This is a genomic window from Thermobifida fusca YX (genome assembly GCF_000012405.1).
GTDB lineage: Bacteria > Actinomycetota > Actinomycetes > Streptosporangiales > Streptosporangiaceae > Thermobifida > Thermobifida fusca.
On record NC_007333.1, the window covers coordinates 2,540,047 to 2,555,495 of the forward strand.

Sequence of the window (15,449 nt, forward strand, 5' to 3'; positions counted from 1 at the left end):
GCGGGTTCAGGCCGCGCGGGACGCTGCCTCGTGGAGTCTCCGCAGCGCCGCCCGGGCCACTTGGGGGTCGGTGGTTCCCCAGTACGGGGGCAGGGAGGCGCGGAGGAACGCCCCGTAGCGGGCGGTGGCCAGCCGCGGGTCGAGGACCGCGACCACCCCTTTGTCGTGGACGGACCGCAAGAGCCGCCCGGTGCCTTGGGCGAGGAGCAGCGCGGCATGGGTAGCCGCGACTTCGAGGAACCCGTTCCCTCCTTGTGCACCGATCGCGCGCTGCCGGGCCGAGGCCAGCGGGTCATCGGGCCGGGGGAAGGGGATGCGGTCCACGATGACCAGTTGCAGCGCCGGTCCCGGGACATCCACGCCCTGCCACAGTGACAAGGTGCCGAACAGACAGGTGGCCTCGTCTGCAGCGAACTGCTGGACGAGGTGGCCGGTGGAGTCGTCCCCCTGGCACAGGATCGGGTAAGGCAGGCGTTCCCGGAGTTCTTCTGCGGCGTGCACGGCTGCCCGGGTGGAGGAGAACAGGCCGAGGGTGCGCCCTCCTGCCGCGTCGATGAGTTCCGCCATCTCGTCGAGGTATTCGGGGTGGAGGCTCTCCCGGCCCGGCGGGGGCAGGTGGGTGGCGATGTAGAGGATGCCGCTGCGGGCGTGGTTGAACGGTGAGCCCACGTCGATCGCGCGCCACCGGAGCGGGCTGGGTTCGGCCGAGGGCGTGGCAGTGGTTTCCGCGGGCTCTGCTGCCTCTGCCGGGTCATGATCGGGCAGAGGGCCGAGTCCCCACTGCCGGGCCATCAGGTCGAAGGAGCCGCCGAGAGCGAGGGTGGCGGAGGTCAGCACCGTGGTGCGCTCGGTGAACAGGGCCTGGCGCAGGGTCCGGTTGACAGCCAGGGGAGCGATGCGAAGTCCGGGGGTCTGCCGTGCGCCGCGCGCGAACCACACCACGTCCTGCCGGTCCCGGAGGGGCTGCTGGACGCAGAGGAGGATCCGTTCGGCGGTGCAGTGGACTTCTTCGAGGCCGGCGAGGGCGAGCCGGCGGGCGCTGGCGGCGTGCGGGTCGTCCCGGGGCGGCTCGGGCAGCGCGGAAAGGCAGGCGTGGGCGGCGTCCCGGACTGCGGCTACGGCGGTGGCCAGCGGATCCGGCAGATGGTCGAGACGGCCCGGCGGGGTGTCGGCGAGCATCAACGCCAACCCGTCAGCGGTCTCTGCGAGGCGTTCGGTGAGTTCCACGTCACAGACCGGGGCGGCCCGCTTCGCCGCAAGGCTGATGCTCCGGTCACTGAGCACCCCAGTCGCCACGGAGGTGACCCGGTCGACGAGCTCGTGCGCTTCGTCAACGATGAGCAGGTCGTGGTCGGGCAGCAGCCGGTAGCCCTGGACAGCGTCGATAGCGAGCAGGGCGTGGTTGGTGACGACGAGGTCCGCGCCGATGGTCTCGGCCCGGGCGAGCTCCGCAAAACAGTCGTCGCTGACCGGGCACATCTGGGGCCCGATGCACTCGTTGGCTCCCACGGAGACCTGCCGCCAGGCCAGATCGCTCACCCCCGGGGTGAGGTCGTCGCGGTCCCCGGTGAGGGTCTCCTCCGCCCATTCGTGGAGCCGGCGCACTTGGCGGCCGAGCGAGGACAGCAGGTGCGGGTCGAACAGTTCAGCTTCTTCCGGACCTGTCGCTGCCTGGGAGAGGCGGTAGCGGCACAGGTAGTTGCGCCGTCCTTTGAGGATCGCGTAGACGGGACGGCGGCCCAGCAGCGGTTCGAGTGCCTCGGTGAGCCGCGGCAGGTCGCGTCCGATGAGCTGGTTCTGCAGCGCGATGGTGGCGGTGGAGACCACAACCGTGGCGTTGGCGGCGACCGCGTGGCGCAGTGCCGGAACCAGGTAGCCCAGGGATTTTCCTGTTCCGGTGCCGGCCTGCACGACGAGGTGTTCGCGGCTGTCGATCGCTGCGGCCACCGAGCGGGCCATGGTCGCCTGGCCGTCGCGCCGGGTGCCGTTGAGGGCGCGCACGGCCGCGTCGAGGAGCTCGTCGACGTCGGGAAGATCAGACACGCCCCTGACAGTACCGGGTCGGTGCGGCAGGTTCGGCCGGTTGTCCACAGGAGAGCCAGGGCGGTCTCCCGCGGGGGTTCTCACCGCGGGCACGCCCTGGCTGGTCGGTGCGCTGTGCCGGGTGCCTCTGGGGCGGTGGCACGGTACGGCCCTGGCGGGTGTCCGCCAGGGCCGCGGTGCCGGGGAGCTTGGTTCCGGCTGTCTTACGGCTGCCGGCGTGTTGGCTCAGCGGTTAGCCGGCGTAGGTTTCGAACTCGGCCACCCGCGGAGTGCCGTTCGAGCTGAGGATCTCGAAGTTGATCTTCCGCAGCGTGGTGGGGGTGAAGGTGATGACTCCCGCCCCGGTTCCCGTGGCCAGGACGGCGCCGGTGTCATTGTTGACGACCCGCCAGGAGCCGATGTTGCCCACGGCCCCAGCCGCCTCGCGGATGTGGATCGCGGACACCGTCACGTTCGAGCCCCACTTGACCGAGATGCGGCCGGTGGAGCCGCTCGGCGACCAGTAGGTGCTCATGTCGCCGTCGATGACGTTCTTGTAGCTGGTCCCGCTGGCCTTGCTGGAGCCGTCGGCGTCGGCACCGATGCTGAGGTTGGTGCCGCCGGGCGGGGTGCCCGGGTCAGGGTTCCCCGGATCCGGATTGCCCGGATCGGGGTTGCCCGGATCCTCTGCCCGGCAGTTGCCGTCGGAGACCCGGTTGCCCTTGTTCGCGCCCGCGGTCTGGCTCACGATCTGCGGCACGCAGCCGGCGTCGTCAAGCCGGTATGAGTAGGGGATGCTCACCGATGTGGTGGACTGCGGGTTAGGTCCGGCAGGGTAGTTCTCGTTGCCCTGGCTGGACCAGGTCACGTTGTCGAAGATGTTGCCGCGGACCTCCCAGTAGCCCCGCTCGTTGGTGTAGAAGGTGCCCAGGACGTCCTTGGAGTTCTGGAAGTAGTTGTTCTCCACTTTGGCGCGTGCCCCGGCCCGGGAGTTGATGCCGGAGTTGTTGAGGCGCACGTAGTGGTTGTTGTACATGTGCGCCACGCCGCCGCGCAGCAGGGGCGTCCGCGAGTCGATGTTCTCGTACAGGTTGTGGTGGAAGGTGATGTAACCGTTGGAGAGGTCGCTCTCGCTGGATCCGATCAGTCCTCCGCGGCCAGAGTTACGGAGGATGCTGTAGGAGAGGGTGACGTACTGGGTGTTGTCCTTGAGGTCGAAGAGGCCGTCGTAGCCCTCCGACTCACCGCCCGAGGCCTCCAAGGTGACGTGGTCCACCCAGACGTTGCGGACGTCCTTCTCCATGCCGATGGCGTCGCCGCCGTTAGACGTGGGTGATCCGGACTTCTTGACGTTCCGGATGTGCACGTTCTGGATGATGATGTTCCGGGATTCCCGGATGTGGATGCCGATCTGGTCGAACAGGGCTCCGTTGCCGACACCGACGATTGTGACGTTGCTGATCTTCTTGAGTTCGATCTTGTCACTGGCGGTGTCGCATCCCGGTCCGGACACCTTGGAGGTGTTGCCGTGGTTGATGGTTCCTTCGACCTGGATGATGATTGGGGTGCTGGTGCTGGGCCGCTGGCACAGGGCTTGGTGGATCTCGGTTCCTGTGGTGGCTCGGACCACCTGTCCGCCCGCACCGCCCGTCGTTCCGCCGTTGAGGGCTGCGTAGCCGGTGGCGCTGCCGGTCTGCGCCGATGCCGGGGACACCGGTAGGGTTAGACCTGCTGTCACCACGGCCGCTGTGGCTAGCGTCGAGGCGAGTCGACGCGTAATTGATCGTCCCACCGTTTACCTTCCGTAGTAGTTCGTAAGCACCGAGGTGCTTTCCTTGAGCATAAAGAAAGCGCTTTCCGTGTCAAGAGGATCACACCGATTTTTGGTGGCAGGAGGACTCGACGGACGCTGCCCGCCCCTGCGTCTTGGGGGTCTGCCTGCTGGGCGGCCGTACTCCCTATCGAGTGCGCGACACCGCTGAGAGCGGGGCGGCCGCCAGTGCCGACCGCCCCGCAGCTCTCCGGAGCCCGGTGGGCGCACCATGGCTCGCTGCCCAGGACCGATCGGGGAGCTGCGCTACCGGATGCAGGATGTCCAGCAAGGAAAAAGACCCGCGGGCAGTGGAGAGAATTCCACCGACTCCGCGGGTCTTGCTGTGGAGCTATGGGGATTCGAACCCCAGACCTCTTCCATGCCATGGAAGCGCGCTACCAACTGCGCCATAGCCCCTTGGGTCATCACCCACTCTACCCGATCTCCAGGAGTGGTCGGTACATCTTGCTCCCGCCGCGGGGGAACGGGACCGCTTTCTCCTCGGCTCGAAGGCCGGAAACCCCGATGGACCAGGGTCGCTGTCCAGCTTGATCGGGCCTGGGCTCTGCCCCACCCCTTCAAGAAACCGCTTTCCCATACTGGTGAGTGGCGCTCCTCACTTTCTCCCACCCCCATGGTCGGAGCTCTGCTCCCGACGGCACAGCAGCCTTCACCCAGTCCGCCCCGCGTATGGGGCTCATCCAGGAGACAGCGCGGAGGCGGCACCCGTTGTGCCGGGAGGTGCGCTGTGGTGTGACAGGCCCTTGCTGCACCGGCTCCGCACAATGCATCACGGGCCCCACCGGTGCTGGTGAGGCCCGTGATGTGTGCCTATGGAGTGGAGCTATGGGGATTCGAACCCCAGACCTCTTCCATGCCATGGAAGCGCGCTACCAACTGCGCCATAGCCCCGTGTGGAGTCCGCGGGACGTGTCCCGCTGACTTCCAGAACAATAGCGGAATTCCCCGCGTTAGTCGAAACAGTTAGCGGTCGTCGCCCAGGACCTTCTCCTCGGGCAGGCTCCTGGCGTTGTACTCCAGCAGCCGCCAGCCGCCAGAACGGCTCGGCCCGAGGACAGACCAGGAGCAGTTGCTCAACGTGCCCAGCACCTCCCACTGGTCTGCCTGGAGGCCGAGCATCGTGTGGATGCCGGCGCGCAACGCGGCACCATGGCCTACCACGACGAGGGTTCCGCCCTCCGGGACTTTCTCCAAGCCGCGCTGGATGGCTTCTGCGACTCGTTTGCCGACGGTGCCCAAGTCTTCACCGCCGGGGATGTCCATGGTGGGCAACCGCTCGGGCCATCCCGCGGCGATCTCCGCGCGGGTCAGCCCCTCCCACGGGCCGCCGAAGCGCTCCCGCAGCGCGGGGTCGTACGTCACGGGCAGGCCGACGATGCGGGCCAGGGCCCGCGCCGTGTCCGCGGCCCGCTGCAGGTCAGAGGCGACGATCGCATCGGGTCGCAGTTGGGCAAGCAGTCGGGCAGCCCGTTCCGCCTGGGCGAGTCCGGTCTCGTTCAGGGGAACATCGCGCTGGCCTTGGAAGCGGTTCTCGATGTTCCAGTCGGTCTGCCCGTGGCGCCAGCAGATCACGCGGCGGGTTTCGGTCACCAGGTCACTCCTGTCCGCGAAGAGAGCGGTTAATCGGGCGACGACTCACTCACTGCTCGAGCCGTTCGCGGTGTGGTCGACGCCCTGAGCCGCCTGAGGCAGCTCGATCTGGGGGCAGTCCTTCCACAGCCGCTCCAAACTGTAGTAACCGCGCTCCTCTTCGTGCTGGACGTGCACGACGAGGTCAACGTAGTCCAGCAGTACCCAACGGCCCTCGTGTTCGCCTTCCCGGCGCACCGGCTTGGCTTTCGCCTGCCGATACAGGCGTTCCTCGATCTCGTCTACGATCGCCCTGACCTGGCGGTCGTTGGGCGCGGAGCACAAGAGGAAAGCGTCAGTGATGACGAGCTGATCGCTGACATCGTAGGCAACAATGTCCTGCGCGAGTTTGTCGGCCGCGGCGGTGGCCGCAATGGTGACAAGTTCAACAGTCCGTTCCGTAGCGGTCACAGGTAATGGCTGCCTCTCGTGGGCTGCTCCCTCGCCTGCTAGTCATCGAGGTACAGCCCGGTCTTGTTGATGTAGCGGACAATACCGTCGGGCACCAGATACCAGATGGGCTCGCCTTTACGGACGCGTTCTCGACACTCGGTCGAGGAGATCGCCAGGGCCGGGATCTCCACCAGGGAGACCTTCCCCTCGGGCAGACCGGGATCGGCGAGCTGGTGCCCCGGTCGGTTACAGCCTACGAAATGCGCGAGTTCGAAAAGTTCATCCGCGTTGTGCCAGCTCAAAATCGCGCTCAGCGCATCCGCTCCCGTGATGAAGAACAACTCCACGTCAGGGCCGTACTGCCGGCGCATCTCGCGCAGCGTATCGATCGTGTAGGTGGGCCCTTCACGGTCGATCTCGATCCGGCTCACCCGGAACTGGGGGTTCTCCGCGGTGGCGATCACCGTCATCAAGTAGCGGTGCTCGGCCGGGGTGACCCGCTTCCCCTGCTGCTGCTTCTGCCAGGGGTTTCCAGCGGGGACAAAGATCACCTCGTCGAGGTTGAACAGGTGGGCCACCTCGCTGCCGGCCACCAAGTGTCCGTTGTGGATGGGGTCGAAGGTGCCACCCATGATTCCGATACGGCGCGGTTTTCTCTTCCCCCGCGTAATCGTCTTCTCCTCGGGCACGGTCACCGCTCTCGTCTCATCCCCGTCGTTGGGGCTACTCCTCCGGTTTCGAGAGTAGTCATCCCGGTTTCGACCACTGTGAGCACCCCTCCCCTGGACACCGCCCTCCCCGTATCCGCAAACCGTAGATTCTCGGCATAGTCACGCATAGCATTCAGGCATGGCTACTACTCCAGACCGTGCTCGCGTCCGGCTCCGCAACATCTCTTCGCGCGCCTACGAGCATCCCGCGGACCGCGGCGCCCTCGTCGCCTTGCGGTCGCTGCGCGGCTTCGACGAAGTCTTCAAGCGGCTCTCCGGCCTCTTCAACGAGCGGGCGCTGCGGCTGATGTTCCTGGCCAGCGCGGTACGGGTCGACGAGCGCCAGTTCCCCGACATCCACGACTATGTGCGCGACGCCGCCTACGTGCTGGACCTCGACCGGGTTCCAGAGCTGTACATCCAGATGAACCCGCAGCCCAACGCCATGGCGATCGGCAGCAGCCGTCCTTTCATCGTCGTGACCACGGGCCTGGTCGACCTGCTCGGTCCTGAAGAGCAGCGGTTCGTGGTGGGGCACGAGGTAGGGCACATCCTGTCCGGGCACGCCGTCTACCGCACCATGCTGCTGGCTCTGGTTCGGCTGGCGGCGCGGGTCGCCTGGTTCCCCCTGGGCTATGTCGGCCTGCGCGCGATCGTTGCGGCGCTGGAGGAGTGGTACCGCAAATCAGAGCTGTCCTGTGACCGTGCCGGGCTGCTCACCTGCCAGAACCCGGAAGCGGCCAAGCGGGCGCTGATGAAGCTCGCCGGGGGTTCACGGCTGGCCGAGATGAACGTCGACGCTTTCCTCGACCAGGCCCGGGAGTACGACGCTGCTGAGGACATCCGCGACGGGTTCATCAAACTCCTCATCACCCAGGGGCAGACCCATCCGTTCGCGGTGGTCCGGCTCGCGGAACTGGACCGCTGGATCGCAGAGGGCTCCTACCAGCGCATCCTCACCGGCGACTACCCCCGGCGGGACACCGATACCGACGCCCGCATCAGCGAGGAGGCCCGCAGCGCGGCCCGCTCGTACCGGGAGGCGTGGGAGCGCACCTCTGATCCGCTGGTGGGCACTTTGCGCGATGTGGTGAGCGGCGCGGCGGCCACGGGCAGCAAGATCTTCGACTCGATGGCCGACCGGTGGCGCAACGGCCCGGGACGCCGCACCACCGCCTGACCCCGGCCAGTGGTCCGACCATTTCCCGTAGGATGCAGGCCCCGGATTTCCTTTTTCTGCATAAATGAGAAATATAAAATTTATGTAAGAAAAATCCGGCCCTCCCTCTCCATTTCCGATGTGAATTGGTTCACATCAAAGGGATGTGCTCCACCGCATCTGACCTGTCCGGGTGAGGATGCACTCGTATGACGTCTGCCGTTCGTGGGTATCGGTGCAGATGAGACGCGTGCTGCTCGGTCCGGGCGCCGCACCGCCCCGCCATCCCAGCCCTCTCGTGTTTCCCGCGCCTAAAAGAAAGCAAAAGGCTCGGTAAACCAAAAGCCTCGAACACGAGTGATGTAAGTGCACGGACCGTGCCCTGCCATGCGTCTTTTCTTGCACTGGTCCGCGTGCGCCACGCAAAGGCAGCATCACTACAGGGGGAAACGGGGAATCATGTCCATCGATGTGACCGTCATCATTCCGGTCCACAACACCGGCCGGGGGGTACTAGCTGGGCTTGAATCGCTGCGCGCGCAGACTCTGCCCCGCTCTCGCTTCGAAGTCATCTACGTCGACGACGGTTCCACTGACGGGACCGGGGAGCTGCTCGACACGGAACTCGCTGGCGAAGAGAACTTCTCGGTCGTGCACATCGAGAACTCCGGCTGGCCTGGACGCCCCCGCAACATCGGCATCGACCGCGCCCGAGGCGAGTACCTCTTCTTCATGGACGATGACGACTACCTCGGCGCGGAAGCCTTAGAGCGCCTGGTCGCCAAAGCCCGGGAGGACTCCGCTGACATCGTGATCGGCCGGATGGCGGGCATCGGCCGGAGAGCGCCCCGGGAGATCTTCCAAAGACCCTTGTCCGGGGCGACACTGCGCACCCACCGCATCCTGCTCACCACGCTGACGGTGCACAAGCTCTTCCGCACCGAGTTCGTCCGCTCCCACGGGCTGCGCTTCCCCGAAGGGAAAGTCCGGCTCGAGGACCACATGTTCATGCTCCCCGCCTACCTGCGCGCCGCCTCGGTCTCGGTAGTCCACGACTACACCTGCTACTACTGGGTGCGGCACAAGGACGAAAACTTCGGGAATATCTCGTTCCGCACCCCTCCCGACCCCGAGGACTACCTCGGCAGTGTCGAGCGGATCATCGACATCATCGAAGCCGAAACCGAACCGGGAGAGTTCCGCGACACCCTGCTGGCGCAGTGGTACCGGTCGAAACTGCTAGGGCAGATGCAAGGGGCTAAATACTTGCGGCTGCCCGAGCAGACCGCGGAGGTCCTCCACACCGTCGCCCACTCGCTCGTCCAACGCCGCATCCCCGAACGGGTGGACGCCAGACTCAACCCGTTCTCCCGGCTGCGCGCTACCGCGCTGCGGACCGGACAGTTCGACCTTGTCCGCCACGTCGCCGAGTTCGAACACGACCTGGGACAGCACACCACGGTGACCGGATACCGGTGGGACGGCTCGGTGCTGTACGTGGACGTGGAGAGCACCCTGGTGCGCAAAAGCGACCAGCGGCCCCTGGAATTCGTGCGCTCCGCCGAATCGGTCTACTGGGACCTCCCGACCGCCGTGCTCTCCCACCCGGAGGTGTGCGAGGCCGCCGAGGTCACCGCGGCGCTGAAACGGATCAAGCTGCGTACCTTCGCCCGCAATAAGAAGCTCGGCGCAGATGTCACCGTGCCGACCTCGTTCACCCTCCTCGAAGAACCGGTGGGTGCGGACCGGTTCACGGTCCGGCTGGTCGGGACGGTCACGCTTGACATCCAGCGCGGCAACCTGGGCGGCCCCCTGCTCGGCAAGTGGTGGTTCGTCTCCCGCATCGACTTGGGCGGCGTGAGCTGCGATTTCACGCTTGGTCCGCTGCGCTCCCCCGCAGCGGAGGCCACGCGGGTCCCCGCCTTCGTCCACCTCGACAACACACCCCCGGTGCTGGTGACCCCCAGCTACAACGCGAAGAACCACCTGGTGGTCACCGCCGACGACCCCTGGCAGAAACTCCCGGCGCTCATCCCCCCGCAGGAGCGCCCGGCTGTGGTCCGCAACAGCGACGGCCTGCAATTGCGGATCCCGCTGGCCCTGCACACCAGCGACGAGCGCATCGGGTTGCCGCTGTGCTTGGTCGGCAACGGGGAGAAGGTAGAGAGCGCGGCAAGTGTGCGGCCCGATTCGGCCAGCGCGACCAACCCGCACTCCGTCCTCACCGCTGACGTGCCCCACGTCTCCGGTCCGGGGCAGTGGGAACTCGTCGTGGAGACGGCGGAGCGTCCCATCCCGCTGCGGCTCCGGCTCAGCCGGGGCCTGTTCCACTGGTCGGTCAAGGTGCAGCACCCGTCCCGGTCGTTGCGTGCCCGGATGGGCCGCCTCTACCGGGCGCTCCGGCGCCGGGCAGGCCGCCTAGCCCGTGATCTCGGCCTCCGCCGCTGATCCCGCTGTCTTGTTCACTGTCCCCCACGCAGGTCCGCGGGCGGGGCGGACGTGTACGCGATCTCCGTAAAATGCACCGTCTGCCCCTCTCCCGTGGGGGACTGGGCGAGGAAGCCCGCCCGGGCAGGACCGGGGAGCGCGAAGTAGCGGATCAGGTGCCACCACCCGTCGCCGAGATTGGTGTGGAAGGCGTAGGCGCCTCCGGTCCGGGTGATCCGCAGCATGGCTTCCCCCTCGACCGCTAGCGAATTGCAGTCGTCGGAGACACCGTCGCGGGTCACCACCGACACGATGGTCGGCTGGCCTTGCGGGGACAGCTCCAGGCACAACTTGGCGTGGTTGTCCTCGTCGACGTAGAGGAACAGCACGCCGGCGTCGTAGGTGGCGTGGAGGCTCGGGCTGACGCGCGCAGCGAGGGTGAAATCCCCGTCGAGTCCCGCCAGGAGGGCAGGGGCGTTCGCGATGCGGACCGTCCCGTTCGGGTCGCTGAACACGTCCGTCCGTGCTCCAGCGGTGATACAGAGGCTGTCCGGTCCGGTCACCGCGAAGTCGACCGGGGTGTTCCACCAGGTCAGCGAGGCGGGAAGGGCGGGGATGGTTACCGGTTCAGGCATGGGGGTCCTCTCGTGGACGCTGGGGAGTCGCCGTGATCCTCCACCACGGCCACGCTCTGTGACAAGACCTTCCCGCGTCCGGACCGCCCTACCGAAAGCGGCCGCGGGGAGGCGGCCTGCCGCTTCGGCCATGGCCGTCGTCCTCTCCCCCGTGCCGCTGCGCGGCGGCTCTGCGGCGGAACGATCCCGCTGGGCGGGGAACGGGAGCCGCCGCGGCTCCGCTCCCCGGCTGCGAGGTGCGGGCCGCGGCGGCACAGCGCTGGTCAGCGCACGTGGCCTTCCCCGGTAACCACGTACTTGGTGGTGGTCAGTTCCGGCAGGCCCATCGGACCGCGTGCGTGCAGCTTCTGGGTGGAGATGCCGATCTCCGCACCGAAGCCGAACTCGCCGCCGTCGGTGAAGCGGGTGGAGGCGTTGACCATGACGGCCGCGGAGTCCACCAGGGAGACGAAGCGGCGTGCCGCTGCCTGGGAGTCGGTGATGATGGCCTCGGTGTGCGCCGAAGAGTAGGCGCGGATATGCGCCACGGCCTCGTCCAGGGAGTCCACGACGCGGACCGCCAGGTCCAAGGAGAGGTACTCGGTGGCCCAGTCCTCTTCGGTGGCGGGCACCACGCTGCTGTCGTAGGAGCGGACCCGCTCATCGCCGTGGATGGTGACTCCGGCCTCGCGCAGTTCGGCCAGCGCCCGCGGCAGGAAGGCGTCGGCGATACCGGCGTGGACGAGCAGGGTTTCGCTGGCGTTGCACACCGAGCAGCGCTGGGTCTTGCTGTTGAGCACGATCTTCAGCGCCTGGTCGAGGTCGGCTGCTTCGTCGACGTAGACGTGGCAGTTTCCGGTGCCGGTCTCGATCACGGGGATCGTGGACTCGTTGACCACGGTCTGGATGAGCGAGGCACCGCCGCGCGGGATGAGGACGTCTACCAGGCCGCGGGCCCGCATCAGGTGCTTGACCGACTCGCGGCTCTTGCCGGGCACCATCTGCACGGCGTCGACCGGCACCCGCGTGCTGGCCAGCGCCTGGCGGATCACGTCGGTGAGGACCGTGTTGGAGGAGTACGCGGAGGAGGAGCCCCGCAGCAGGACAGCGTTTCCGCTCTTGAGGCAGAGCGCGGCGGCGTCCACGGTCACATTGGGACGCCCCTCGTAGATGATGCCGATGACACCGAGCGGAACCCGGATCTGGCGCAGTTCCAGCCCGTTGGGCAGGGTCTTGCCGCGGACGACTTCGCCGACCGGGTCAGGCAGTTCGACGATCTCGTGGACCGCGTCCGCGATCGCGGTGATACGGGCGGGGGTCAGGGTGAGGCGGTCGATCATCGCCTCGCTGATGCCGTTCTCCCTGGCTTGAGCGACGTCCTTGGCGTTGGCCGCGACGATCTCCTCGGTCCGCTCGCGCAAGGCGTCGGCCACGGCGGTGAGCGCCTCGTCCTTAGCGTCCCGGCTGAGCGGGGCGAGGTCTGCGGCGGCGTCCCGAGCGCGCTCAGCGACCTTGCGGACGTCCCGCTCGATGTCAGTCATGGTGTCTTCGCTTTCTGCAGTCGGTTGTCCTACACACCGCTTTGGACGGCGCGGGTAGCGGCGGTCCGCTCCCCGGATCGGAGCCCAGCGCCGCAGACGGTGGGGTCCGGATGTGTTCCGCCGTCCCACGCACAACGGTATCGGCGTCGCGGGGCCGCCGCCACTGCAGCTGTGGGGAGGCGGTCTGTGGGCCGCCGGGCACGGCGCCCGGGCCACGTGCGGGGCCGCACCCTGGGCGGGCAGGGATGCCGCGGCGGCCGCTCCGACGGGCAGCGGCAGCAGATCTCCCCCGCTGCTCCGTGTCAGCCGCACGCGAAGGGCGACTACTTAAGGTTCACCCATTGACGCAATCGGTCACCACGTCGCACCATGCTGGAGACGTCACTTCACAGAGAGCCAACACCAAACTGGGAGCGCTCCCACACCGGTGTGTTCGCACAATCCCCCTGGAGACCCCATGTCCGTCACTGAACCTCCTCCCCGCCGACGCGGCCGTCACAGCCGGGCGCGCCGCTTCCTCACTTCCCTGGGAGCTACCGCGGCCCTCACCGCGGGCATGCTGGGCGTCCCCTTGGCCACGGGAACCGCCCACGCCGAACCGGCGTTCAACTACGCCGAAGCCCTCCAGAAGTCGATGTTCTTCTACGAGGCCCAACGCTCCGGGAAACTCCCGGAGAACAACCGGGTCTCCTGGCGCGGCGACTCCGGGCTCAACGACGGCGCGGACGTGGGACTCGACCTCACCGGCGGCTGGTACGACGCCGGCGACCACGTGAAATTCGGCTTCCCCATGGCCTTCACCGCGACCATGCTCGCCTGGGGCGCCATCGAAAGCCCGGAAGGCTACATCCGCTCCGGCCAGATGCCCTACCTCAAGGACAACCTGCGCTGGGTCAACGACTACTTCATCAAAGCCCACCCCTCGCCCAACGTGCTGTACGTGCAGGTCGGCGACGGCGACGCCGACCACAAGTGGTGGGGTCCGGCCGAAGTCATGCCGATGGAGCGGCCCAGCTTCAAAGTGGACCCCTCCTGCCCGGGCAGCGACGTCGCAGCCGAAACCGCCGCGGCCATGGCCGCGTCCTCCATCGTGTTCGCCGACGACGACCCTGCGTACGCGGCCACCCTCGTGCAGCACGCCAAGCAGCTCTACACGTTCGCCGACACCTACCGCGGCGTGTACTCCGACTGCGTGCCCGCCGGAGCGTTCTACAACTCCTGGTCGGGCTACCAGGACGAGCTCGTCTGGGGCGCCTACTGGCTGTACAAGGCCACCGGGGACGACTCCTACTTGGCGAAGGCCGAGTACGAGTACGACTTCCTCTCCACCGAGCAGCAGACCGACCTCCGCAGCTACCGGTGGACCATCGCCTGGGACGACAAGTCCTACGGCACCTACGTGCTGCTCGCCAAGGAAACCGGCAAGCAAAAATACATCGACGACGCCAACCGGTGGCTCGACTACTGGACGGTCGGCGTCAACGGCCAGCGCGTGCCCTACTCCCCCGGCGGGATGGCTGTGCTCGACACCTGGGGAGCCCTGCGCTACGCCGCTAACACCGCGTTCGTCGCCCTCGTCTACGCCAAGGTGATCGACGACCCCGTCCGCAAGCAGCGGTACCACGACTTCGCGGTGCGGCAGATCAACTACGCGCTCGGCGACAACCCGCGGAACTCCAGCTACGTGGTGGGCTTCGGCAACAACCCGCCGCGCAACCCCCACCACCGCACCGCGCACGGGTCGTGGACCGACAGCATCGCCTCGCCCGCGGAGAACCGGCACGTCCTCTACGGCGCCCTCGTCGGCGGTCCCGGCTCCCCGAACGACGCCTACACCGACGACCGGCAGGACTACGTCGCCAACGAAGTCGCCACCGACTACAACGCCGGATTCTCCAGCGCGCTGGCCATGCTGGTCGAAGAGTACGGCGGCACCCCGCTGGCGGACTTCCCGCCCACCGAGGAGCCCGACGGACCGGAGATCTTCGTGGAAGCCCAGATCAACACGCCGGGCACCACGTTCACCGAGATCAAAGCCATGATCCGCAACCAGTCGGGCTGGCCGGCCCGGATGCTGGACAAGGGCACCTTCCGGTACTGGTTCACCCTCGATGAAGGCGTGGACCCCGCGGACATCACGGTGAGCTCCGCCTACAACCAGTGCGCCACCCCGGAGGACGTCCACCACGTCTCCGGCGACCTGTACTACGTGGAGATCGACTGCACCGGGGAGAAGATCTTCCCCGGCGGCCAGTCGGAGCACCGCCGCGAAGTCCAGTTCCGCATCGCCGGCGGCCCCGGATGGGACCCCTCCAACGACTGGTCCTTCCAAGGCATCGGCAACGAACTCGCCCCCGCCCCGTACATCGTGCTCTACGACGACGGTGTACCGGTGTGGGGCACCGCCCCCGAGGAAGGGGAAGAGCCCGGCGGCGGAGAAGGACCGGGAGGCGGCGAAGAACCCGGCGAGGACGTGACCCCGCCGAGCGCGCCCGGCTCCCCCGCGGTCCGGGACGTCACCTCCACCAGCGCCGTGCTCACCTGGTCCGCGTCCAGCGACACCGGCGGCAGCGGCGTAGCCGGGTACGACGTCTTCCTCCGCGCCGGCACAGGCCAGGAGCAGAAGGTGGGATCCACCACCCGGACCAGCTTCACCTTGACCGGTCTAGAACCCGACACCACCTACATCGCGGCTGTCGTGGCCCGGGACAACGCGGGCAACGTCTCCCAGCGGAGTACCGTCTCCTTCACCACGCTGGCCGAGAACGGCGGCGGGCCTGACGCCTCCTGCACGGTGGGCTACAGCACCAACGACTGGGACTCCGGATTCACCGCTTCGATCCGGATCACCTACCACGGCACGGCCCCGCTCTCCAGCTGGGAGCTCTCCTTCACCTTCCCCGCTGGCCAGCAGGTCACCCACGGGTGGAACGCCACGTGGCGCCAGGACGGGGCCGCCGTGACCGCCACCCCCATGTCCTGGAACAGCTCCCTGGCGCCTGGAGCCACCGTCGAGGTCGGCTTCAACGGCTCCTGGAGCGGCAGCAACACACCTCCCACCGATTTCACCCTCAACGGCGAGCCCTGCGCCCTCGCCTAACACGGCAACCGCGGCCGTCC

The 15,449-nt window shown here is 67.5% G+C and carries 10 protein-coding genes and 2 tRNA genes; 3 read left to right on the forward strand and 9 right to left on the reverse strand.

Features of this window, described 5'->3' with window-relative positions; genetic code table 11:
* Nucleotides 1–6 precede the first annotated feature (6 nt).
* The 7 genes from TFU_RS10705 to nadD form a co-directional block, all read right to left on the reverse strand.
* Nucleotides 7–2,043, reverse strand: coding sequence for an ATP-dependent DNA helicase (locus tag TFU_RS10705; RefSeq protein WP_041428242.1), 2,037 nt, complete (start codon nucleotides 2,041–2,043; stop codon nucleotides 7–9).
* A 232-nt stretch (nucleotides 2,044–2,275) separates the two neighbouring features.
* A complete protein-coding gene (locus TFU_RS10710) occupies nucleotides 2,276–3,736 on the reverse strand; it encodes a pectate lyase family protein (RefSeq protein WP_016189000.1) in 1,461 nt (486 codons plus the stop codon).
* A gap of 443 nt (nucleotides 3,737–4,179) precedes the next feature.
* A tRNA-Ala gene (locus TFU_RS10715) sits at nucleotides 4,180–4,252 on the reverse strand.
* A gap of 422 nt (nucleotides 4,253–4,674) precedes the next feature.
* Nucleotides 4,675–4,747: transfer RNA gene (locus TFU_RS10720), tRNA-Ala, on the reverse strand.
* Between the two features lie 72 nt (nucleotides 4,748–4,819).
* Nucleotides 4,820–5,446, reverse strand: coding sequence for a histidine phosphatase family protein (locus tag TFU_RS10725; RefSeq protein ID WP_011292592.1), 627 nt, complete (start codon nucleotides 5,444–5,446; stop codon nucleotides 4,820–4,822).
* A gap of 45 nt (nucleotides 5,447–5,491) precedes the next feature.
* Entirely contained in the window at nucleotides 5,492–5,896 is a 405-nt protein-coding gene (rsfS, locus tag TFU_RS10730; protein ID WP_011292593.1) for a ribosome silencing factor, read from the reverse strand.
* Between the two features lie 38 nt (nucleotides 5,897–5,934).
* Nucleotides 5,935–6,573, reverse strand: coding sequence for a nicotinate-nucleotide adenylyltransferase (nadD, locus tag TFU_RS10735; protein WP_011292594.1), 639 nt, complete (start codon nucleotides 6,571–6,573; stop codon nucleotides 5,935–5,937).
* 154 nt (nucleotides 6,574–6,727) lie between these two features.
* Between nadD and TFU_RS10740 the strand changes: the two genes are divergently transcribed.
* Both TFU_RS10740 and TFU_RS10745 read left to right on the forward strand, forming a co-directional pair.
* Nucleotides 6,728–7,768, forward strand: coding sequence for a M48 family metallopeptidase (locus TFU_RS10740; RefSeq protein ID WP_011292595.1), 1,041 nt, complete (start codon nucleotides 6,728–6,730; stop codon nucleotides 7,766–7,768).
* Nucleotides 7,769–8,206: 438 nt separating this feature from the next.
* A complete protein-coding gene (locus TFU_RS10745) occupies nucleotides 8,207–10,195 on the forward strand; it encodes a glycosyltransferase family 2 protein (RefSeq protein ID WP_011292596.1) in 1,989 nt (662 codons plus the stop codon).
* Between the two features lie 14 nt (nucleotides 10,196–10,209).
* Here TFU_RS10745 and TFU_RS10750 read toward each other — a convergent pair whose 3' ends face one another.
* The gene (locus TFU_RS10750) at nucleotides 10,210–10,809 is read right to left on the reverse strand and encodes a DUF1349 domain-containing protein (protein WP_016189002.1); all 600 of its coding nucleotides are present in this window, start codon (nucleotides 10,807–10,809) and stop codon (nucleotides 10,210–10,212) included.
* A gap of 263 nt (nucleotides 10,810–11,072) precedes the next feature.
* Nucleotides 11,073–12,329 (reverse strand): glutamate-5-semialdehyde dehydrogenase, encoded by a 1,257-nt coding sequence (locus tag TFU_RS10755; protein ID WP_011292598.1) that lies wholly within the window; start codon nucleotides 12,327–12,329, stop codon nucleotides 11,073–11,075.
* A gap of 457 nt (nucleotides 12,330–12,786) precedes the next feature.
* Here TFU_RS10755 and TFU_RS10760 point away from each other — a divergent pair, with 457 nt between their 5' ends.
* A complete protein-coding gene (locus TFU_RS10760) occupies nucleotides 12,787–15,429 on the forward strand; it encodes a glycoside hydrolase family 9 protein (protein WP_011292599.1) in 2,643 nt (880 codons plus the stop codon).
* The last annotated feature ends 20 nt before the right edge of the window (nucleotides 15,430–15,449 follow it).

Coding starts and splice junctions, on each gene's coding strand:
- TFU_RS10740 (WP_011292595.1), top strand. CDS start 6,728: ATGGCTACTACTCCAGACCGTGCTCGCGTCCGGCTCCGCAACATCTCT.
- TFU_RS10745 (WP_011292596.1), top strand. CDS start 8,207: ATGTCCATCGATGTGACCGTCATCATTCCGGTCCACAACACCGGCCGG.
- TFU_RS10750 (WP_016189002.1), bottom strand. CDS start 10,809: ATGCCTGAACCGGTAACCATCCCCGCCCTTCCCGCCTCGCTGACCTGG.
- TFU_RS10755 (WP_011292598.1), bottom strand. CDS start 12,329: ATGACTGACATCGAGCGGGACGTCCGCAAGGTCGCTGAGCGCGCTCGG.
- TFU_RS10760 (WP_011292599.1), top strand. CDS start 12,787: ATGTCCGTCACTGAACCTCCTCCCCGCCGACGCGGCCGTCACAGCCGG.